Origin of the sequence: Prauserella endophytica, from assembly GCF_005146945.1 — a bacterium.
GTDB lineage: Bacteria > Actinomycetota > Actinomycetes > Mycobacteriales > Pseudonocardiaceae > Prauserella_A > Prauserella_A endophytica.
Window position 1 is genome coordinate 1 of record NZ_SWMS01000054.1, and the last position, 21,187, is coordinate 21,187.

The following is a 21,187-nucleotide window of genomic DNA, read 5'->3' on the forward strand; positions in this document are numbered from 1 at the left end:
CCGATACTTCCTGACCATCGCCCACACAACTCCTCAAAGGCGATGTCTCCACACTACGAGGGGAAGCCCAACTGTTCGCGATGCTGCGCAACCGGACCTACTACCGGCATCCCGAACCCGCCACGACGCCCGTAACCGCTTGACAACGACATAGGGACACGTTACGTCCGGCTTTTGGAGGAAGGCCGGATCGACCCAGCTCCCATCCTCACTCGCACGTACCGGTTGGGGGAGATCAACGACTCGCTCGCGGACGCCAGGGACCTGCGAGGCGCGACCACCGTCCTTATCCCGTGACAACAGGCATCTCCTGCTACGACTCGGTCATCTCGACGGCCGCTCACGCCTCACGAGTCGGCAGGCTCCTGTGCAGGAGCGCAGCGCTTCGGCACCGCGAACGCTCCCGTGCTCACCGGCGATCCTCGGTCCGCGCGGGCGGGTGCCGTCATCGACCAACTACTCGGATCAAGTGGCGCCTTCGCGGCGTGATCAGGAGAACTACATGCTCACCCACACCGTACTGTTGCGTCTGCACCGGCCGGTTGACTCAGCTGCGCGTCAACAGCTGATCTCGGGCTTGCAGGCATTCGGCACCGAGGCGCCGTTCGCCGTAGGGCCAGTCTCCGTCGGCACGGACCTACAGCTTCGGGATGCCGCGAATCCACGAGTCGCCGATGTTGCCATGGTGATGACCTTCGACACCGCCGAGGACTTCGCAGCATATCTCGATCATCCGCGGCACCGCGGCCTCGTTATCGACCTGCTCCAGCCACTGTGCGAGAGCTGGCTGTCGGTCCAGAATGAGGTGCCGACGTGACGATCAGTTCCGTCCGAGAGGCGGTGTCAGCGCGCGGCTGATGCAATGAACAGGCACCGGACCGCAACGGCAGGTCTGTGCTTGGGGCTACCGTGGTGGACCAATGTGGCTTGTGACCTGCTCGGCGTGCGTCGCCACGGCCCGGGCACTTGTCCATGGTTCTGTCCATGAACTGGATTGGAACGGTGCCTCCAGTGCGACGATGTGGCCGACGGTCCGCTGGGCTACCTGCGGTTTCTACTCCTGACGGGTGATTTGGCGGGCTCATAATCCCTTGGCCGCGGGTTCGAGCCCCGCCCGGCCCACCCTTCTGACCAGGCGAAATTGGTCGTGGGACGTTCGTGGTGCGATAGCCTCGGCTCGTGAGCATAAGGTCGGCCAGACGTTCCGGTTGTGCACCCGACAACGCCTCGCCTACATCTCCCAATGAGTCGATCATGGCATAGATCTCTGCGTCCGTGATGACGTCCGGCCGTGACGATCCGTCCAGCTCCGCACGCGCCGCCGCGCGTTGAGCCTGCGCCTCGTTGATCGACTCGACCAAGGCGACTGGATCAACCCCGGCCTCGATCGTCCTCGAACGACCCGAGCATCCGGTAGCAGTGCACGTGCAGCTCCCGCCGGTGCCGCTCCGCCAGCCCCGAGAACGCCGGCTCGTCGACCTCGTTCAGACCGCTCACGCCCAGCTCCTCCAGCCGCATGTCCGCACTCATCACGTCATCCTCCCGCCTCGTCGTGTCCCGTCGTAGGTGCGACGGATGCGGGCGCGACTCCCAGCGCGGCGAGGACGGTTCGGCGGGACGGTGTCGCGTGTTCGGTCATGCTGTTGGCTTCCTTCCACAGATCACGGTCGGTCGGGAGTCTGCGGTTGGCTGGTCAGGATCTGGTCAGGATTCGCATCGCCGCCCTCTTGGCTGACTCACAGGTCGCACGGCTGGTTCACCGGCTCAGGACTCTCATGACCGGTGATGATCCCCCGCGAGCGCGTCGACGGCCCGCGTTGGTCCTCGTGCTTGCTGAGGACCGCGGCAAGAACCAGGCCCGAGCCGCCCGCGAACCTGACGGCGCCGGAACCGCTCAAGGCACGATGGGCGACGAGGCGGCAGCCTCCGTGCCCCAAGAGGGAAGTGATGTTGTGGCGTTCGGGGTTCACGGGTCCAGCTGGACAGAGCTGGCGGGCCGAGCTCTCGGGTGGGTGAGCTCGCGGAAGCAGCTGGCCTCCATGCGCCTCTCGGGTACGTGGAACGTCGGCAGAGTCCGGCGCGATCAGATTCGGTCCGGGGCGCGCTCGACGCCGAGCAGCACTCGGCGTTCCGCGGGACAGCACGACGTTGCCCAGTCGCAACCCGCGGCCAGGAGCTCAGGGCACGCACGCCCGAGACAGGTTCCTCGCCATGACTGCGCGACACCACGGTTGTGATGAACAGGCGCCGGCCGCCGAAGGTGGGCTCATACGCCCACCGGGCACCGGTCCCATCTCCCGGCACCCTGATTTCGGGACGCGTCTAGCGCGGGTGGCTCAATGCGCCGTCCATCCTCCGTCGACGTAGACGGTGCTCCCGGTGACGTAGGACGACGCGTCGCTGGCGAGGAAGACGGCGGCGCCTCCGAGCTCGGCGGGCTCGCCGGTTCGGCCGAGGGGCACCGAGTGGCGGATCTTCTCGCCCCAGTTGCTGTTCATCAGCGGACCCGCCAGATCGGTGTCGAAATAGCCCGGTGCGAGGGTGTTCACGCGGACCCCGCGCCCGGCCCATTCGACGGCGAGTACACGGGTGAGCGCCTCCACCGCGCCCTTGCTGGCCGCATACGGTGCGATCCGTTCGAAGCCGGTGGTGGCGTGCACGGAGGACACGTTGATGATGCTGCCCCCGCCCTGTTCCAGCATCCGCTTCCCCGCAGCGCGCGAGCAGTACCAGGTGCCGTCGAGGTTGACCCGCAGGACCTGCTGCCACTCCTCGTCGGTGACCCGCTCGCTGCGTTTGAAGACCGGGCTGATCCCGGCGCAGTTCACGAGGACGTCGAGCCTGCCCAGCCGGTCGACCGCCTCCTCGGCGAACCCTGGGTCGCTGACGGAGCCCGGGAGCACCACCGTGCCCTTCCCGAGTTCCGCGGCCAGGTTCTCCAGGTCGTCACGGGTGCGCGAGGTGACCGCGACGGTGGCGCCGGCCGAGGCGAGTGCCACGGCGATGGCCCGTCCCAGTCCTTTGCCGGCACCGGTCACCCAGGCGGTCGTGCCGGTGAGGTCGAAGTCTTTCATGCGATCACCGGAAGCGTCCGCAGGTCTCGCTTGAGCACCTTGCCCGACGGTGTGCGCGGTAGCTCGTCGATGAATTGGATCTCGGCCGGAACCTTGAACTTCGCGAGCCGTTCGCGGCAGAAATCCCTCAGGTCCTCGGCGTCGAGCGCGGCGCCAGTGCGCAGGACGACGAAGGCCTTGGGGACCTCGCCCCACCGCGAGTGGGGCATGCCCACGACGGCTGCCTCCACCACGTCCGGGTGCTCGTAGAGGACGCGTTCGACCTCCGGGGTCGCGATGTTCTCGCCGCCCGAGACGATCATGTCCTTCTTTCGGTCCTCGACGTAGAGGTAGCCGTCCTCGTCGAGCCGGCCGATGTCGCCGGTGTGGAACCAACCATTACGCAGGGCTTTCGCCGTCGCTTCGGGATCACGCCAGTACCCTGCGAACACCTTGGGACCGGAGAGGGTGATCTCGCCGAGCTGCCCCCGCGGCACTTCCTCACCGAGGTCGTCGACTATGCGCACCCGCAGGTGCACGACAGGCCTGCCCACCGATCCGACCTTCGAGAGCATGTGCTCGGCATCGTTGAAGGTGTCGCCGGAAACGGTCTCGGTGAGTCCGTAGGCGTCGGCGAACCAGGCCGACGGGAACGCGGCCCGGATCCGTTCGACGAGGGGAACCGGCATCTTCTCGCCGCCGCCGATGATGAACCGGATCGAGGAGGTGTCGCGTTCGGTGATGCCGGGGAGGTGCAGCAGAGCGTTCATCATGGACGGTGCGAGCCAGATGTTGGTCGGGCGTTCGCGCTCGATGGTGTCGACGACCTCGTTCGCGTCGAACTTCCTGGTCAGGATCAGCGAACCGCCGGCGTGCAGGGTTGCCAGAGCGGGGAGGTCGAGTCCGCCGACGTGGTAGAGCGGACCGCACACCAGCGTGGTGTCGGAACTCGTGATGCCGAACTCCACGATGTGGCCGAGGTTCTTGTGAAGCAGGTTGGCGTGGGTGATGCACACGCCTTTGGGCCGCGACGTGGTGCCGGAGGTGTACATCAGGCGCTGGAGCGCGTCCGGGCCGACCTCCTCCAGCGGCACCGTCTCGCCGAGGTGCCGGGCGACGATGTCGTCGTAGGAGTGCCACCCGTCCTGCCCGCCGCCGAGGATCAGCCGGTGCCGCACCGGCATTCCGGCCGCTGCATCGGCGAACTCGGGCTCCGTCAGGACCGCGCTCGCCTCGGCGTTGCCGAGGATGAACTCCCACTCGGTGGGGGAGAGACGGTAGTTCAGCGGCAGGAAGGCGGCACCGAGGTGGTTGAGGGCGAGCACCGTTTCGAGGAACTCGATGTGGTTGTACAGCAGCAGGGCCACGATGTCGCCGCGCCCGATCCCGAGTTCGCGGAGGCCGGCCGCGAGGGCGTGGACCCTGGTCGACAACTCGCGGTTGGTCAGCCTCCGCTCGCCCTGGGTGAGGACGACCTTGTCCGGGTACCGGCCCACGTTGTGTTCGAGTACCGCGGCGAAGTTGTGCATCAGCGGTCCTCCGAGTGGAAGCTGTGCAGCTCTGCGCCCGCCTTGCCCCAGTGGATCGTGCTGATCATGCCGCCGTCGGCGACGAGGTCGGCACCGGTGACGAAGTCGGCGTCGGGGCCGGAGAGGAAGGCGACGACCCGTGCGATGTCGTCCGGCTCGCCGAGGCGGCCGAGGGGGATGTTGTCGACGGTGGCGGTACGGATGGCCTGGTTGCTCAGGGTGTCCCGGTTCAGGCCGCTCTCGACCACGCCGGGGCTGACCGAGTTGATGCGGATCCGGTGTTCGGCCAGTTCGGCCGCGAGCTGCTTCGTCAGTGCGAGCACCCCGCCCTTGGCCGCCGTGTAGGAGGAGAACCCGTAGCCGGTGTGGCCGGCGATCGACGCGATCTGCACGATCGATCCTCCGCCCGCGTCTGCCATGGCCGGGATGACGTTGCGGAGCAGGACGAAGTATCCGGTGAGGTTGACGTCGACGACCCGTCGCCACTCCTCGACCGAGCAGTCCAGCAGTTTCTTGCGGACGATGATGCCTGCTGCGTTGACGAGTACCCGCGGGGCGGCTGGCAGGCGCCCGATGACCTCGCGGACCGCGTTGTCGTCGGTGACGTCGACCGCGTACTCAGCGGCCTTGCCACCTCGCTCCTCGACCTCGCGGCGGGTGTCCTCGGCCCCGTTGACGTCCAGTAGCGCCACGGTCGCCCCTGTCGTGGCCAGGCGTAGCGCACAGGCGCGTCCGATGCCGGATGCGGCGCCGGTGATGACAGCACAGTCCATTGTGTTCTCTCCTCAGGCCATCGCGTATCCGCCGTTGACATCGATCACGGCGCCGGTCATGTAGCTCGCGGCGGGTGAGGCGAGGAACGCCGCCACCCGTGCTATTTCTTCAGGCTGGGCGAGCCGGCCCAGCGGGCAGTAGTCGGGCCGGTATCCACGGCCGGTGACCATCTGGGTGTCGACGACGCCGGGAGCGATGGCGTTCGCGGTGATCCCGTTCCCGGCTTCGGTCTTGGCGAGCCACTTGACGATCGCGTGCACGGCTCCCTTGCTGGCCACGTAGTGCGGCCCGGCCAGCACTCCGCCGACCTTGCCGGCGACGGAGCCGATGCAGACCACCCGCCCCCCGCGCTGTCGCAACAGCGGCAGCGCGGCCTTGATCGTCCACAGGGTGCCCTTCACGTTGACGCCCAGTACGAAATCGACCTCCGGCTCGTCCAGCTCGTCGATCGCGACGGTGTCGCCGTAGACCGCTGCCGACGTGACCAGCACGTCGAGCGCGGGCAACGCCGAGAGGATCCGGCGGACGGCGGCGAGGTCCGTCACGTCCACCGCGTGCCCGGTAGCGACCCCGCCCTCTTCCGCGATGGCCGCGACGGTCTCACCGGGATCGTTGACGTCGAGCACCGTCACGGCGGCGCCCGCGGAGGCCAGTTCCCTGGCGATCCGGGCGCCGATGCCGCGGGCGGCGCCGGTCACGACGGCCTGCTGGCCGTGCATCCCGGCAGGTCCGCCCGCGGCGAGAACGCCATTCACGAGTTCTGACCGTTGCGCTGCTCGTGGGCTTCCAGTTCCTCCATCAGCACCGGCACACCGAGGGTGCAGGTGTGGATGCCGAGCACGCTGGTCAGCTCAAGGACCTCCATGATCTCTTCTTTGGTCGCCCCGTAACCCAGTGCGTTGCGGATGTGCTGGCGCAGCCCCGGCTCGTACAGATGTGTGGTCGAGGCGTCGATGGCGGTGTAGATCAGCTCCCGCACCTTGGGTTCGAGAACACCCTTGCGCCACGGCACGGCGGAGAAGTTGAGATATGCCTCGAAGAACTCGGGGTCGAGGCTGAGCAACCCCTCCCAGAACTGGTTCCAGTACCCGCGTTCGGACAGGAACTGCTCGCGTAGTTCACGCTGACGCTCGGTCAGTTCGACGGAAGTCATGCGGTTCCTCCTCCTTACCGAGCGGCCATCTCGGCCCGCCGCTTGCGCGTGGCGGCCTCGTCGACCTGCAGACCTTCTGGATCGGTGAGCGGATCGCCCGTGATGACGACCCCGTAGTCGCGGTAGGCACCTTCGATCGTGACGTACTCGTCGCGCACGTCCCTCTTGACTCGTTCAGGGTCACGTTCGGTCGGGTCGCCCCAGCCTCCGCCGCCGTTGGTGAGGTAGCGGAACACGGCGTGTGGCTTGGTGTGCCAGACCGGCGTACTGGCGAAGTAGAAGTACTTCCCGTCCGGGTCGATGCATTTCGTGTCGGGGTTCAGCATCCCGGCGACCGGGGTCGCCTCGGCGTAGACCTCGTCGGCGGTCCCGATGAGTTCCTTGCGTCGCACGACGTCGCCGCGGTCGGCGTGGAAGACCCACGTCGCACCCAGGCCACCGCTCTTGCCGCCGTAGACGCCCAGTCCGCTGGGGCTCTTGGTGTGCAGCGGGCTGGACCAGTGCTCGGCGGCGGTCAGGTACAGCGTGTCCTTGAGGACGGCCGCACCGCCGCGGTTGGTTCCCGCGCCGCCGCTGTCCGGTGTGTACTCCTTGCGCAGCACGACGGCCGGCAGCTCGGACTCGATGGCCTCGGTCGCCGGGTCGAGGTTGTTGGCCTGGTACACCACGGAGTAGCTGTCCGCGTCGCCGGCCTCGGTCGCACCCCACGGGCCGTGCTCGCCTCCACACTGGGCGGTAGTGACCCACGGAGTGCCGTCCTCGAGGACGCCGTTGGCGTTGTGGATGTTGAGCGAGCCGTAGTCGCCGCCGACCGCCTTGCGGCCGAGTGCCTTCTCCAGCGCCCGGAACACCGCCAGCAGGACGGGCCCGGTGCTCTCCCAGTAGAGGAACACGGCGCCGTCCGGTGGGGTGGCGCTGATGAACGTGCCCGCGGGCAGCACGATGTCGATGTCGCGGTAGGCGCCGGAGGTGAACGGTGTGGCCGGGTCGATGAGGAACTTCAACGCGACCCCGACGGCGGTCTTGGTGTCCAGGATGCCCGCGTTGATGCTGGTGCGTGCCTGCGGCGAGGTGCCGCTGAAGTCCAGTTCCATGCGGGGTCCGGACTTGGTGATCTTCACTTTGATCCGGTAGTCGATCGTGTCGTCGATGCCGTCGCAGTCGATGCCCTCCTCGGCCTCGTACACGCCGTCGGGCAGCTCGGCCAGCGCCGTGCGCATCGCCTCCGCGGACACGTCGGTGCTGTACCGGATCGCGCCCAGGTACGCCTCGACGCCGTAGCGCTCGACGCTCTCCAGGATCAGCTGTTCGCCGAGGAGCAGGTTCGCGTAGATGGTCTTGATGTCGGGCAGCAGCAATGCGCAGTAGCGGGCGTTGTCGAAGATGAGATTGAACGCCGACTTGATCGGCTTGTTGTCGCGGTAGAGCAGTGTCGGCGCGATCACCAGGCCGTTCTCGTACACGTTGCGCTTGGTGCCGCTGAACCCGGCGGGAACGACGCCGCCCATGTCCAGCTGGTGTGCTCGCAGGGTGACGAACGAGATGAGGCGGTCGCCGGCGAAGACCGGCCGGATGAAGCAGATGTCGTTGACGTGGTTGCCCGCGCGGTAGGGGTCGTTGCAGATCACCACGTCGCCGGGACGGAGGTTCTCCGGGCCGTACTCCTCGACGGTGTTGCGCACCGCCTCGGACATCGTGCCGAGGAACATGGCGAGGCTGTTGCTCACCGACGACATCGGGTAGTTCTGCTCCGGCGGACCGGAGATCGTGGCCGCGAAGTCGTACCAGTCGCGCAGGATCAGCGAGAACGCGTTGTTGAGCAGGCCCGTGCACATGTGCTGCACGATGTAGCGCATCCGGCTGGCGAGGACGGTCGCGGTGAACCGGTCGGCGCCGTATCGCTCGGTGAACTGCCCGTCGTCGAGGTCTTTCAGCGAAACAGTCATGGGTCTTCCCTTCACGCCTTGCGGATGCGCAGCTCGCCGTGGGCACCGACGTGGGCGGCCTGGCCGGGCACGAGGAACGTGGTGGACAACGGTTCCCTGATGACCGCGGGGCCGGGGATCGTGTCACCGGCGCGCAGGTCGGCCCGCTGGTACTCGTGCGCGGGCAGGTCCTCGTCGGTGAGGTAACGGATGGTCAGCGTGCGCGTCGGTTCCGGACGCTCGCCCTCCGTCCTCTCGGGCAGCACCGGGTACTCGACCTTCTCGGCGTGCACGACCGCCTGGACCCGGTAGGTCACGCCCTGTACCGGCAGCGCTTCGAACTTGTTGCCGGATCGCTCGGCGTAGGCCTCGTGGAAGTTGGCCACCATCTGCTCGACGCCTTCGGCGGTGATCTCACCGTCGGGCACCGCGATGAACGGCGTCTCCCAGGTCTGGCCCGCCAGCCGTCCGTCGAAGCTGCGGACGAAGGTGACGTTGCCGCGGTCCTTCTCCTTCAACCGCTCGGACAGTCGCTGCTCCATCGAGCGGTAGACCTTGTCGATGGACTCGGCCGCCTCGGCGGTGAGCAAGGTGTAGGCGCTGCGGCTGTCGGCGTAGACGAGATCGGTGCTGACCAGGCCGAGCGCGGAGAACAGACCCGGGTGCGGTGGCACGATCACCTCGGCGGCGTGCACCAGGTCGAGTACGGCTGGCAGCAGCATCGGCCCGGCCGCGCCGTAGGCGACGAGGCTGTAGTCACGTGGGTCGACGCCGTGCTGGATCGCGATGTTGGTGACGCCTTCGGCGATGTTGTTGATGCCGATGTTGAACGCGTACGACACCCGCTGCTCGAAGGAGAGCTTCGTGTCGAGCGCCTCGAACGCCTGCCGCGACAGCTCCGGGTCGAGCTTCATCCGGCCGCCCGCGAACCCTTCCGGGTCGATGATGCCCATGAGCAGGCAGGTGTCGGTGGTGGCGGGCTGTGTGCCGCCGATGCCGTAGCAGGCGGGCCCCGGGTCGGCGCCGGCGCTGCCCGGCCCCACCTTCAGCTCGCCGGCCGCGTTGATAGTGACGAGGCTGCCACCTCCGGCGCCGATGCTGGAGATCTCGTTGGACAGCGCGTTGACGATCAGGTCGTGTTCGAGCTCGAACGTGGTGTTCACGAACGGTTTGCCGTCGCTGACGATGCTGATGTCGCAGGAGGTTCCGCCCACGTCCGCGCAGAGCAGGTTCTTCGCGCCGATCAGGCTGCCGAAGTGGGCACTCGAGACGGTGCCGGCTGCGGGACCGGCGAAGACGATCCGGAACGGGTGCTCCATCGCGACGTCGGAGCGCACCAGCTGGGCCGCGCAGTCGGCGAAGTTCAGGTCGCCGGTGAACTTCAGGTCGCGCAGACCGGCGTCGAGGCGCTTGGTGTAGTCGTCGTAGATCAGGCGCATGAACACGTCGACCACGGTCGTGGAGGCGCGGGCGAACTCCTTCGCCAGCGGCGAGACCTCGCTGGAGATCGACACTGGGACGTCCCCCAGCTCTTCGTGCACCAGCTGCCGCAGGCGCTCCTCGTGGTGGTCGTTGACGTAGGCGTTGAGCAGGCAGATGGCCACGCCCTCGACACCGCAGCGGCGTAGCACCGCCAGCTGTGCGCGGGCTTGCTCCTCGTCGAGCGGGATCAGCACCCCGCCGTCGGCGGTGAGCCGCTCGCGGATGCCGCGACGAAGGTAGCGAGGCACCAGGGGCCGGTTGGCGTCACCGTAGGAGCGGCGCCATGCCGGGTTCATGAGGCCCTCGACCGGCCGCCAGGTCCGTCCGATGTCGAGGATGTCCCGGTGGCCATCCGTTGTCAGAAAGGCGATCTTGGGCAGCCGGCGGGTGATCACGGCGTTCAGGCCGTGGGTGCTGGCGTGGTTGAAGACCTCGGCGGTCTCGACGCCGATCTCCCCGGCCCCCTTGAGCACGCCTCGTTCGGTGGTGCGCACGTCCGTGGACACCTTGACGGTCTTGATCTTCCCGTCCTCGATCGCCACGACATCCGTGAAGGTGCCGCCGACATCGACTCCGATCATGGTGACTTCTCCTCTCTCAGTTCACGTCGAGACCGTCGGAGGCCAGAATGATCGGGCCGAGCAGCGGACCCGGCTCGCGGGCGACCGACTCGAGCGTCCTCTGGTGCTTCACGGCGATGAACCAGCCGCCCTCGGACAGGACCGGGTACCGGCGGAAGTCGGCAGCGGTGCTGCCGGGGAAGTCCCGGGCGAGATCGACGCCCAACGCGTGCAGGTCCTCTTCGGAGACTTCCTCCCGCGGCACGGCAAGGCCTCGAGGAGCAGGGGACTTTTCATCACTCACGGGCCATCACTCCAGTGTGTTGTGCCGGTGGCGGGTTTCGTGTACCAGTCGGTCTACGAAACGGTGACGGGAAGCACTTTAAGGCTCGTGTCCTGACCTGACAAGCCCGGACCGGGTGAGAGTGGAGGAAGCGAGACGGCGGTTCGCCGAGGCACCGCGCGCGCGGCGGGGAGCGCCGCATAGGCTCTGGACTTATGCCAAGACCACCGGGGCACGGGCCGGGTTACGAGATCAAGCGGCAGGAGATCATCGACCAGGCGGCACAGCTGTTCGCGAAGCAGGGCTACGCGGCGACCGGCATCGCTGAGATCGGTCAGGTCGCCGGCCTGGCAAAGGGCGCGTTGTACTACTACATCGGGTCCAAGGAGAACCTGCTGGTCGAGATCCAGAACCGGGTTCTCAACCCTTTGCTGACCGCTGCGCGGCGGATCGCCGGCCTGGACGAGGACCCGGTGCTGCGGCTGCGTCTGCTGTCGCAGACGCTGCTGGAGCTGATCCTGGCGCGCCTGGACCACATCTGGGTCTACGAGCACGACTACCGGCACCTGCGGGGCGCCAACCGTACGCGGCTACTTCGCCAGCGACGCGAGTTCGAGAAGATCGTGCAGGACCTGCTCGTGGAGGCCATGGAGTCGGGCGCCTTCCGGAAGCTGAACGCCCGCCTGGCGATGCTGCAGTTCCTCAACATGCACAACCACACCTACCAGTGGGCCAAGCCCGACGGCGAGTGGGACGCCGAGTTCCTGTCCCGCGAGTACTGCGCGACGTTGATCTCCGGCTTCAGGAGCCCGTCCTACGACGCCGATGATCTGGAGGAGCGGGTGCGCTCTTTCCGGGAGCGCGAGGGGGCTTAGCTGCGGCCCCCGGAAGCGCGCACGCTAGCCGAGAACGGACTTCCGCACGGCTGTGGCGATCCTGTCCCGGTCGGGAAGCCAGGCACGCTCCAGAGATGGAGCGTACGGCGCGGGTGTGCGAGCCGCGCCGACACGGACCACGGGCGCGTCCAGGGTCCAGAATCCGTGCTCGGCGGCGACGGCGGCGAGCTCCGAACCGACGCCGAACGACTCGACGGCCTGGTGCGCCACGACCAGCCGGTTCGTCTTGGCCAGAGACCGCAGCACCGTCTGGGTGTCCAGCGGCGCTATGGTGCGCAGGTCGATGACCTCGACGCTGATCCCCTCCTGAGCCAGCTCCTCGGCGACCGCGACGCAGTCGTGGATCACCTTCGAGTACGACACCAGGGTGACGTCCGTGCCCTCGCGCCGTACCGCCGCCCTGCCGAGCGGCACCAGGTGACCGGGCCGCGGTCGCGGGCCCTTGCGCCCGTACAGGAGCCGGTTCTCGACGAAGACGACCGGATTGGGGTCGCGGATCGCGGACCGGAGCAGGCCATAGGTGTCCGCGGGGGTCGAGGGCATGACCACGGTGAGTCCGGGGATGTGTGCCAGCAGTGCCTCGAGGCTTTGTGAATGCTGGCTTCCCGACGACTTGCCCGCGCCGAACTGGGTGCGCACCACCAAGGGCAGGCTCACGGCGCCGCCGGTCATGAAACGCAGCTTGGCCGCCTGGTTCATCAGCTGGTCGAGGCACACGCCGAGGAAGTCGAAGTACATCAGTTCCACTACGGGACGCAGGCCTGCCATCGCCGCCCCCACGGCCGCCCCGACGATCGCGCTCTCGGAGATCGGGGTGTCGCGAACGCGGCCGGGGTACTTCTCCGCCAGCCCTCTCATCAGCCCGAAGACGTTGCCTCCCGCCGCGACGTCGATGCCGGCCAGGAACACGTCCTCATCGGCGGCCAGCTCGTGGTCGAGCGCCTCATGGACGGCGTCCATGGTGCGGAAGATCTCGCCGTCGGGTTCGGGCGGCTCTGGCACCGGCTCGCGCGGGACGCCGACGAAGTGATACAGGGTCTCCGGCGCCGGCTCCTCCGCGGCCTGCGCTTCCGTGACCGCCGCGTCGATAACCGCGTCCACCTCGAGGTCGATCTCGGATACGCGGCCGGCCTCCAGGTGCGAGGCGAGAAGGGTGAGTGGATCACGCGTCTTCCACTCTTCCAGCTCCTCGGGCTCTCTGTAGCGCTCCGGGTCGCCCTCGTAGTGCCCGTGCCAGCGGTAGGTCTCCGCTTCCAGCAGCACGGGACCGCCGCCCCGGCGAAGGTCGCGGACCAGTTCCGTGGTCGTTTCGGCGACGGCGAGCACGTCGTTTCCGTCGACGTGGGTGTAGCGGATGCCGTATCCGCGAGCCCGGTCGGCCAATGTGGCCCGGTGCTGGTCCTTCGCGGCGGAGAACTCGGCGTAGTGGTTGTTCTCGCAGCAGAAGATGATCGGCAGCTGCCAGACCGCGGCGAGGTTGACCGCTTCGTGGAACATGCCCTGGGCGACCGCGCCGTCGCCGAAGAACGCGAGCACCACTCCGCCGCGGTCGCGCAACTGCGCCGCGGCACCGGCACCGGTGGCGATGGGCAGACCGGCCGCCACGATCCCGTTGGCGCCGAAGATCCCCTTCCGGGGGTCGGCGATGTGCATCGAACCGCCCCGGCCCTGGCACGTCCCCGTTCGCCGGCCCATCAGCTCGGCGAACATGCCGGTCACGTCCAGGCCCTTGGCGATGCAGTGCCCGTGGCCGCGGTGGGTCGAGGTGATGACGTCGCGGTCGTCGAGTGGCCAGCACGCTCCCACCGCCGTGGCCTCTTGCCCGATCGACAGGTGCAGAAAACCGGGAATCTGGTTGGTGCGGTACAGCCGGGACGCCCGGTCCTCGAACTGGCGGATCAGCCGCATCCGCCGGTACATCTCGGTCTTCTCGGCGACGTCGACGCCGACGTCGCTCGCCTGAGTGGAAGTCATCGCGTTCTGCCCTTGTCTTGCTGGGGTTTCGGCCCGCCCCCTTGACATCTGGCGGGGAACCACGATTCTTGTACCGATTGTTCGAAAAAACAACTCTGACGCGAAGGTGGGTCGGATGCGATCGTTGCGGTGGCACGGCAGAGGGGACTTGCGGCTCGACGAGGTACCCGAGCCGCAGGCTCCCGGACCCGGTGAGGCGATCGTGGAGGTGTCCTACACCGGCATCTGCGGGACGGACCTGCACGAGTACACCGCGGGCCCGAACCTGATCCGGACCACCCCGCACCCGCTGACCGGGGCCACGCCCCCGCTGACGCTGGGACACGAGTTCAGCGGCCGCGTCGCAGCACTCGGCTCCCCGGTCCCGGGAATCGAAGTCGGCACACGGGTGGCGGTCGACCCGTGCCTGCGGTGCGGCACCTGCCGCTGGTGCCGCCACGGCGAGTACCACATCTGTGCGAAGGGCGGCTCGGTCGGCCTCGCGTCGCCGGGGGCGTTCGCGCCGCTGGTCACCGTTCCCACCGTCGGACTGGTACCGGTGCCCGACGGAGTGCCGGACGAGCTGGCGGCGCTCGCCGAGCCCCTCGCGGTCGGCCTGCACGCCATCCGGCGGGCCGGAGTGCGACCGGGCGACACGGCATTGCTGATCGGCGCGGGCCCGATCGGCATAGCGGCGCTCATGGCCCTCAAGCTCGCCGGCGCCGCGGGCATCTACGTCAGCGAGCCGGCACCCGACCGGGCGAAGCGTGCCGCCGAGCTGGGCGCGACGGAGGTCTACGACCCCGCTGTCACCGACGTGCGGCGCGAGGTGTTCCTGCGCACGGGAAGGGTCGGGCCGGACGTCGTCGTCGAGGCCACGGGACGGCCCGAACTGGTCGAACTCGCCATCTCGACGGTCAGGCGAGGGGGGCGCGCCGTGCTCGCGGGAATCAGCGGGGGCGCCGCCTCGATTCCGCTGACACAGATCGTGCCCTTCGAGCGGACCGTGCTCGGATCGCTCGGCTACAACTTCGACATCCCACGCGTGCTCGACCTGATCGCCACCGCGCGCCTCGACCCCACACCATTGCTGACCGGCGTGTATCCGCTCACTCAGGGGCTCGACGCGTTCCGCGAACTCGGCTCGGGTTCCCACCTGAAGATCCTGCTGGACCCCAAGGAGCACTGACATGGATTTCGACCTGCCAGCGGAAACCGTTGCCCTGCAACGAATGTGCCGCGACTTCGCCGCCAAGGAGATCGCGCCGTACGCGGCCGAGTGGTCCGAACGGTGCTACTTCCCGGCGAAGGTGTTCCGCAGCCTCGGCGAGCTTGGCCTGATGGGCATGCTCGTCGAAGAGACTTACGGTGGCGCCGACGCCGGGCTGGTGTCCTACGTGGCCGCCATGGAAGCCCTCGGCGAGGCCGACCAGTCCGTCGCCGCCGCCTGGAACGCGCACTCCACGATCGGCATCCTCCCCTTGGCGCGGTTCGGCACCGATGAGCAGAAGAAGCGCTGGCTCGTCCCGCTCGCGACCGGCGAGAAGCTCGCCGCATTCGGACTCACCGAGCCCACGGCCGGCTCGGACGCGGCGGGCATCCGCACCCGGGCGCGCCGGACCGAAGACGGCTGGGTGCTCAACGGCACCAAGATGTTCATCAGCAACGCCGGCACCGAGATGAGCCTGGGGGTGACCGTGCTCGCGGTCACCGGCACCGACGACAACGGCAGGAACAGGTACGGCACCTTCTTCGTGCCGGACGGCACGCCCGGCTACGACAAGGGCCAGCCCCTACGCAAGCTCGGGTGGCATGCCCTCGACACCCGCGAGCTCGTCTTCACCGACTGCTGGCTCCCGGACGACCATCTGCTGGGGGAGGAGGGCAACGGGCTGCGCCAGTTTCTCGAGGTTCTGGACGCAGGGCGAGTCAGCGTCGCCGCGCTCTCCCTGTCGCTCGCGCAGGCCGCACTCGACCTCGCGATCCGCCATGCCGAGGATCGCGAACAGTTCGGGCGCCCGCTGAACAAGTTCCAGGCCGTGGGGCACAAGCTCGCCGACATGGCCACCGAGGTGGAAGCCGCGCGCTGGCTGGTCTACCGTGCCGCGTGGCTGGGTGACCAGGGACGTCCCTATGCCCAGGCGGCGGCCATGGCGAAGCTGTACGCGTCCGAGGTCGCCAACCGCGTCGCCAGCGAGAGCGTCCAGATCCACGGCGGCTACGGCTTCATCCGCGAATCCGCGATCTCGCGCTTCTACGCCGACGCGAAGATCCTCGAGATCGGTGAAGGGACCAGTGAGGTCCAGCGCAACGTCATCGCGCGAAGCCTCGCGCCATCGGGAAAGGAGCTGCCGCGGTGAGCGACGAGGTACGGGTCGACGAGCAGGATCACGTTTTGATCATCACGATCAACCGGCCGCAGGCTCGCAATGCGATCAACGCGGCGGTCACCGGCGCCGTCAGCGCCGCACTCGACCAGCTGGAGGTACGCGAGGACCTGCTGTGCGGAATCCTCACGGGCGCCGGCGGCACCTTCTGCGCCGGCATGGATCTCAAGGCCTTCCTGCGCGGTGAAAGTGTCGTGATACCCGGCCTGGGTCTCGCGGGCATGACGGAACGCAGGCTGCGGAAGCCGGTGATCGCGGCCGTCGAGGGCTACGCGCTGGCCGGCGGATGCGAGCTCGCGCTGGCGTGCGACCTGATCGTCGCGGCCGACGACGCGCGCTTCGGGATTCCCGAGGTCAAGCGCGGTCTCGTCGCCGCGGCCGGTGGCCTGCTCCGACTGCCGCTGCGAATGCCCTACCAGCTGGCCATGGAACACGCACTCACCGGCGATCCGATCGAGGCGGAGGCGGCATATCACCAGGGGCTGGTCAACCGGCTGGTAGCGCCCGGGCAAGCGGTCACCGAAGCACTCGCGCTCGCGCGCCGGATCAACGCGAACGCGCCAGTGGCCGTCCGGGTGTCCAAGGAGGTCATCAGCCGGTGCCTCGACTGGACCACGGACGAAGCTTTCCGTGAGCAGGAGGCGTTGGTCCGCCCCGTCTTCGATTCCGAGGACGCACGGGAAGGTGCGCGTGCTTTCGCGGAGAAGCGAGCTCCCGTGTGGCGGGGTAAATGACCGGCGTGCGGCCACGATCCCAGTGCACTCCGGTGACCTTGCCGGAGCTGGGTGAGTCATCGACGCCGCTGCTGAGTTCTCCATCGACAAGGTCGACACCGAGGTTCCCTCGCCGGTCGCCGGCACGCCGGCCGTGATCGGTGGTACGAGCCCTCCGCTCGCCGCGCGGCACACGGTCCTTCAGCCCGCGCCGCAAGAGCGGCCCGCGAGTCGGCGCCGAGTGACGGCAACGGCCCGTACATCGCCCCCTGGCGCGCAAGCTCGCCACCGAGTAACCCAGGCTCGTCCACGTGTCAGCGAGTTCGTAGTCGTCCCGGCATTTGGCTCGTATCCCCAAGCGTTGCGCGTGCTTGTCGGAGATCGCGTCCACCAGGGCACGGGCGACACCGGTGCCGCGGGCATCAGGTGCTACGCACCAGTGCGTCAGTGATACCTCGTTGCGCGGCAGCCGGCGCAGCGCATAGGCCAGGACGGGCCCCGCAGCTGAGTCCCTTGCGATCAGAATCCGCCGGCCGTCGCGTGCATCCTCGAATGCAGCGTAGGGCAACTGCCCCAGGCGATCGCTGAACCGTCCATACGGCCACCATTACCGATCACTCGCCGTGTGTTCTATGGAAACAATGACTATTTCACCCGGACGGCATGGCCGACCACAATTGTGGGCTCCTCAGGGTTGTTTCAAGATCGTTTGTGTCGTGAGATGCTGTGATTCGAGCGGAGGTCAGACCGTCGTCGGCTGCCTAGAGACCCTGCCGCTGGCCGCGCTCGCCCAACGTCCAAGGCGTCGTCGACGTCACCATCGCGATCGCGGGAGCCAACGGGGGCATAACCTCCGGACTGGTCACCGCGGCCACCAGCTGCCCCGTGTGCGCCGTGCCCGCGGACTTCTCACCCTGCCCGTACTGCCGCTGATTGCCAAGGAACGCTGACGCGCAACGGCCGGTTCGCCGCGTCCTCGCCGCCGGTGGCTGATTGCGGCTCTTCGCACACGTCCGCGCCGACACCTCCGGACTCGCCCGTGTCCAGCGGCTCCTTGGACGGGACCGTCTGGCCACGCCTGGCCGGCGGCCGCCGCACCGGCCGGTGCCCGCGGATTGAGCTGGTGTGGCTGTCTGCCCGGATCACGCGCCCGAAGCCAGCTCGGTGAACCGCTGCAGGTAGAGCGGCCAACCACCCTCGGAGGCCACGCCGTCGCGCCCGCGCTCCCAGCCCGGGCCGTGGCGGTCCAGGTGGCGGTGCTCGAGTTCGACCCGGGTCCGGTCCGGTCCTGTGGCGATGAAGCGCACTTCGACCTCGCTGCACCGGTCAGGGTCGCTCTCGATCTGCCACTGGGGATCGATGTCCCAGCTGATCACAAACCGGTGCGGCGGCTCGAACTCGAGCACCCGCGCCCAACGGCACACCGACCCGTCTTCGCCGCGGTCGTAGACCGAGCCGCCCACGCGGGTCTCGAACACGGTTTCGGCGATCGGCACCGCCAGCAGGTTGTGCTCACGGGGCTTGATCCGGTCGAACTTCTCGGTGAACACCGCGAAGGCGCGCTCGACCGGGACGGCGACCTCGGTCTCGCGCCGTACGGACGTTTCGGTGGACGTGCTGGTCATGGTTGCTCCGTTTCCTCTTCCACTAAGCGCTTGAAGTTCTCCAGGGCCCTGCCCCAGAACTGGTCCAGTTCCTCGCGCAGTGTGGCGAGGCCCTGGAGATCGACCTCGTAGATCCGCCGGGTGCCCTGCGGGCGGACCAGCACCAGGCCCGCCTCCTTGAGCACCCGCAGGTGCTGCGACACCGCCGGCCGGCTGATGGGCAGCTCCTCGGCGATCTCGGTGACCGAACAGGGCCGCTCGGCGAGGCGCCGCAGGATCTGCCGCCGACTCGGGTCGCCGAGGGCGGTCCACGCGTCATCTACGTAAGTGGCCACTAACGTAAGTTACGCCTTACGGAAACCGATAGTCAAGGGCACTCTCGTCGAACGATCCGGTCAGCTCAACCGGATGCGGCAGAGCGAACATGATCACCATCGTGATGATCGAGGCGCCCAGTAGAAGGGCTCGCCGAATGGCCTTCGCCCGCGCGATGGCAGATTCGCCCGCCGTGCGAGCGGGACTATGCGCGTGGGACTGCTCGTGATGTCGGTGGCCTCCGTCGTGGCCGTTGCCCACAACGCCGCGACGATCTTCACATCCCCGCGTTGGTCACTCGTCGGCGAGCGCGCACTTCGACCGTGCGGCGACCCGGACGTCATCCCGCGGCGACGCGGTCAACGTGCTGGATGTCGGGTAGGTGGGCGTTTGGGTTCTCGCGGTTGATCCGGTGCCGTAGTTGGCCGGCAAGGGCGTGTTCGTGGAGCGAGGCGAGGCGATACACCGAGCGCGGGTCCCCGAGGTGTTGGGGCGGCGGCGATCCCGAGTCCGATGGACAGGTGGGTCTTGCCGGTTCCGGGTGGGCCGAGCAGGACCACGTCTGGGTTTGGGATGAACTGGGCGGTGGCCAGATGGGCGATGGCGTCGCGGGTGCAGCCGACCGCCGCGGCTCGCTCTGCATCCGGTTGGTGAGCCTCACCAGCGCTACAGACACGTAGCCGGTTACCGCACAAGGGGACAGGGGCAGCCGGACCCTGCCACGGTCCGCCTTGGTCAGTTGTAGCTGACCCCGTAGCGTGCCGGACTGGCAAAGCGTGAGCCTTCTCCGGCATGGTGTCCGTCGATTGTGACCCTGTGTGAACCACCGTGTTGCAGTCACGTGCGCACGTCGCCGTGCCTAGTCCTGCCAGTCCTTCGCGAGGCCGGTTGGGCGATGAGGAGCAGGTCGGCCTGCGGATCGCCTTCAAACGCCGGACGCCCACCCTACTGACGTCACATGCTGCCCCATGCCCCGGCTGAACGAGGCATTGGGTGCTGGGACACGTGTGCTGTCAGGCTGAGCGAGCGCGCCAGGCTTGACTTGCCGGAGGTGGTGATGATCTGGGCGGCGTGCTTGTCTCGCGAGTGTCCTTACTCCCGAGGGGGGATGGGGCGGTTGTTGAGGTCGATGGACAGGAAGATCTCGTTGGCGACTGGTGTGTGGAGTTCTTCTGCGAGTTGGCCGATGAGTCCGGCGGTTCTGGCCAGCAGTGCGAATCCGCGCAGTAGCTCTAGCGGGAGGTTCAGGTCGGCTAGGGCGGCGCCGCAGACACCGGCGCCGTTGAGGGGCAGGGTTTTGCCGAGGACCTGTGGGTGTGTGCGGCCGATGGCCTCGAACAGCTCCAGGTGGGGGCCGAACTGGTTCTCCTCGCGGGCGATTTCGAACAGGCGAGGGGTGCGGGGGTCGCCGTTCTTGTGGACGTGGTGGCGCAGTCCGGGAATTATGCGGTTGGCTGCGCGTTCGGCTCGCACGGTCCGCAGGGCGAGCTCGTCTCAACCGGCTTCGTTGTTCGGTTGTTGGTCCGCTGCGGCGAGTACGTCGTGGAGGAACCGGCCGGTGTCCTCGGTGACGCCGAGGAAGCGTGAGCCGCCGCCGAGCAGTCCGGCGGCGAGTGCGCCCTGAATCGAGTCGGGGGCTGACAGGTGGGTCAGGCGGGTCACGATCGCGGTGGGTGTGAAGCCGTGATCGGCCAGGGCGGCGAGTACCGCTTCGAACACGCGAACTTCGCTGGGTTGGGGTTTGCGCTGGGTCGCCAGCCAGAATGCCAGCTCACCAAAGGAGGTGTTGCCCATGATGTCCTGGGCCAGGTCCTGGCCCAGCAAGGTGATCTTTTCCAGCGACGATGCGCCTAGCGCGGTCGGGTACTCAGGCATCGGTCTCCTCCAGCCACGTGCGGATCTCTGCGCCGTGTTCGTCCAGTTCCGGCGGTGGCAAGCGGTAGGACGCCGGTGTTTCGGAAAACCGGATCGGGTGCCGCGTGGTCGGCACGGCGCGATCCCCGTCGCCGACCTCGACAATGGGGTCGAGCTCGAACCGCTCGGCCATCGCGAAGCCACCATCGATGGTGTTGATCGGCCCGCTGGGGACGCCGGCCTCGGTGAGCAGCTCGAACCACTCCAGTGCGCCGCGTTCGCTGAGTTTCGCGGTGAGGATCGGGCGCAGTTCTTCACGGTTGGCGGTGCGGTCGGCGTTGCGGGCGAACCGGGGGTCGTCGGCGACATCGGGAATCCGGAGCACATCGCACAGCTTGCGGAACTGAGCGTCGTTGCCGGCGGCGACGACGAGATCGTTGTCCGCGGTGGGCAGCGGCTCGTACGGAAAGACGCTCGGATGTGCGTTTCCCATCCGGTAGGGCACCGTGTTGCCTGCCACGTAGGCGGAGCTGTGGTTGACCAAGCCTGTCAGCGCCGAAGACAGCAAGTTGACTTCGACGTGCTGGCCAACACTGGTCGCATCGCGGTGGCGCAATGCCGCCAGGATGCCGATGGCGGCACTGTCATGATTTCCGTGTAAGCCACGGATGATGTGTTTCTTATCTTAGTGGAGTGGTATGCGGTT

18 protein-coding genes and 3 pseudogenes are annotated in these 21,187 nt (G+C 67.8%); 5 read left to right on the forward strand and 16 right to left on the reverse strand.

Annotated features, from left to right (window positions below):
* Window positions 1–502 precede the first annotated feature (502 nt).
* Window positions 503–817 (forward strand): Dabb family protein, encoded by a 315-nt coding sequence (locus FCN18_RS37995; protein WP_137097491.1) that lies wholly within the window; start codon window positions 503–505, stop codon window positions 815–817.
* Between the two features lie 554 nt (window positions 818–1,371).
* On the opposite strand, the gene FCN18_RS38000 is transcribed toward FCN18_RS37995, so the two are convergent.
* The 9 genes from FCN18_RS38000 to FCN18_RS38040 all read right to left on the reverse strand — a co-directional run bounded on the left by FCN18_RS38000 (window position 1,372) and on the right by FCN18_RS38040 (window position 10,741).
* Window positions 1,372–1,530 (reverse strand): hypothetical protein, encoded by a 159-nt coding sequence (locus tag FCN18_RS38000; RefSeq protein ID WP_228714346.1) that lies wholly within the window; start codon window positions 1,528–1,530, stop codon window positions 1,372–1,374.
* 806 nt (window positions 1,531–2,336) lie between these two features.
* On the reverse strand, window positions 2,337–3,074 hold the full coding sequence (locus FCN18_RS38005) for an SDR family NAD(P)-dependent oxidoreductase (RefSeq protein ID WP_112267855.1): 738 nt from the start codon (window positions 3,072–3,074) through the stop codon (window positions 2,337–2,339).
* Window positions 3,071–4,582, reverse strand: coding sequence for an acyl-CoA synthetase (locus tag FCN18_RS38010; RefSeq protein ID WP_113641720.1), 1,512 nt, complete (start codon window positions 4,580–4,582; stop codon window positions 3,071–3,073). The genes FCN18_RS38005 and FCN18_RS38010 overlap by 4 nt, the downstream gene beginning before the upstream one ends.
* Window positions 4,582–5,355: an SDR family NAD(P)-dependent oxidoreductase gene (locus tag FCN18_RS38015; RefSeq protein WP_112267851.1), complete on the reverse strand. Its 774-nt coding sequence runs from the start codon at window positions 5,353–5,355 to the stop codon at window positions 4,582–4,584. Before FCN18_RS38015 ends, FCN18_RS38010 begins: the two co-directional genes overlap by 1 nt.
* A gap of 12 nt (window positions 5,356–5,367) precedes the next feature.
* Window positions 5,368–6,111, reverse strand: coding sequence for an SDR family NAD(P)-dependent oxidoreductase (locus tag FCN18_RS38020; RefSeq protein ID WP_228714347.1), 744 nt, complete (start codon window positions 6,109–6,111; stop codon window positions 5,368–5,370).
* Complete coding sequence (locus FCN18_RS38025; protein ID WP_110343667.1) at window positions 6,108–6,509, reverse strand: carboxymuconolactone decarboxylase family protein; 402 nt, start codon at window positions 6,507–6,509, stop codon at window positions 6,108–6,110. Before FCN18_RS38025 ends, FCN18_RS38020 begins: the two co-directional genes overlap by 4 nt.
* A 14-nt stretch (window positions 6,510–6,523) precedes the next feature.
* Window positions 6,524–8,455, reverse strand: coding sequence for a hydantoinase B/oxoprolinase family protein (locus FCN18_RS38030; protein WP_112267847.1), 1,932 nt, complete (start codon window positions 8,453–8,455; stop codon window positions 6,524–6,526).
* Between the two features lie 11 nt (window positions 8,456–8,466).
* Complete coding sequence (locus FCN18_RS38035; RefSeq protein ID WP_113641722.1) at window positions 8,467–10,497, reverse strand: hydantoinase/oxoprolinase family protein; 2,031 nt, start codon at window positions 10,495–10,497, stop codon at window positions 8,467–8,469.
* A 16-nt stretch (window positions 10,498–10,513) separates the two neighbouring features.
* Window positions 10,514–10,741 carry a hypothetical protein gene (locus FCN18_RS38040; protein ID WP_112267843.1) on the reverse strand — a complete coding sequence of 76 codons (228 nt, stop codon included), beginning with the start codon at window positions 10,739–10,741 and terminating at the stop codon, window positions 10,514–10,516.
* A gap of 233 nt (window positions 10,742–10,974) precedes the next feature.
* Between FCN18_RS38040 and FCN18_RS38045 the strand changes: the two genes are divergently transcribed.
* Window positions 10,975–11,634: a TetR/AcrR family transcriptional regulator gene (locus FCN18_RS38045; protein WP_110343663.1), complete on the forward strand. Its 660-nt coding sequence runs from the start codon at window positions 10,975–10,977 to the stop codon at window positions 11,632–11,634.
* A gap of 24 nt (window positions 11,635–11,658) precedes the next feature.
* On the opposite strand, the gene FCN18_RS38050 is transcribed toward FCN18_RS38045, so the two are convergent.
* Window positions 11,659–13,629: an alpha-ketoacid dehydrogenase subunit alpha/beta gene (locus FCN18_RS38050; RefSeq protein WP_112267841.1), complete on the reverse strand. Its 1,971-nt coding sequence runs from the start codon at window positions 13,627–13,629 to the stop codon at window positions 11,659–11,661.
* Between the two features lie 115 nt (window positions 13,630–13,744).
* On the opposite strand from FCN18_RS38050, the gene FCN18_RS38055 reads away from it, so the two are divergent.
* Genes FCN18_RS38055 through FCN18_RS38065 form a run of 3 tightly spaced genes read left to right on the forward strand, consistent with a single transcriptional unit; the run spans window position 13,745 to window position 16,729 of the window.
* The gene (locus FCN18_RS38055; protein ID WP_228714348.1) at window positions 13,745–14,797 is read left to right on the forward strand and encodes a 2,3-butanediol dehydrogenase; all 1,053 of its coding nucleotides are present in this window, start codon (window positions 13,745–13,747) and stop codon (window positions 14,795–14,797) included.
* Between the two features lies 1 nt (window position 14,798).
* Complete coding sequence (locus FCN18_RS38060; RefSeq protein ID WP_112267837.1) at window positions 14,799–15,968, forward strand: acyl-CoA dehydrogenase family protein; 1,170 nt, start codon at window positions 14,799–14,801, stop codon at window positions 15,966–15,968.
* Window positions 15,965–16,729 carry a crotonase/enoyl-CoA hydratase family protein gene (locus FCN18_RS38065; RefSeq protein ID WP_113641725.1) on the forward strand — a complete coding sequence of 255 codons (765 nt, stop codon included), beginning with the start codon at window positions 15,965–15,967 and terminating at the stop codon, window positions 16,727–16,729. The genes FCN18_RS38060 and FCN18_RS38065 overlap by 4 nt, the downstream gene beginning before the upstream one ends.
* Before the next feature lie 334 nt (window positions 16,730–17,063).
* Here the strand turns inward: FCN18_RS38065 and FCN18_RS40980 are convergent.
* The 6 genes and pseudogenes from FCN18_RS40980 to FCN18_RS38090 all read right to left on the reverse strand — a co-directional run.
* Window positions 17,064–17,276: pseudogene (locus FCN18_RS40980) on the reverse strand (GNAT family N-acetyltransferase); the annotation flags it as partial.
* 574 nt (window positions 17,277–17,850) lie between these two features.
* Entirely contained in the window at window positions 17,851–18,333 is a 483-nt protein-coding gene (locus FCN18_RS38070) for an SRPBCC family protein (RefSeq protein ID WP_113641726.1), read from the reverse strand.
* Window positions 18,330–18,647 carry an ArsR/SmtB family transcription factor gene (locus FCN18_RS38075; protein WP_112267829.1) on the reverse strand — a complete coding sequence of 106 codons (318 nt, stop codon included), beginning with the start codon at window positions 18,645–18,647 and terminating at the stop codon, window positions 18,330–18,332. The genes FCN18_RS38070 and FCN18_RS38075 overlap by 4 nt, the downstream gene beginning before the upstream one ends.
* Before the next feature lie 339 nt (window positions 18,648–18,986).
* Window positions 18,987–19,421 (reverse strand): ATP-binding protein, encoded by a 435-nt coding sequence (locus FCN18_RS40795; RefSeq protein ID WP_137097492.1) that lies wholly within the window; start codon window positions 19,419–19,421, stop codon window positions 18,987–18,989.
* A gap of 298 nt (window positions 19,422–19,719) precedes the next feature.
* Window positions 19,720–20,502, reverse strand: a pseudogene (locus FCN18_RS38085) (citryl-CoA lyase).
* Window positions 20,495–21,136 (reverse strand): annotated as a pseudogene (locus tag FCN18_RS38090) (CoA transferase); the annotation flags it as partial. The pseudogenes FCN18_RS38085 and FCN18_RS38090, both read right to left, overlap by 8 nt.
* Window positions 21,137–21,187 lie beyond the last annotated feature (51 nt).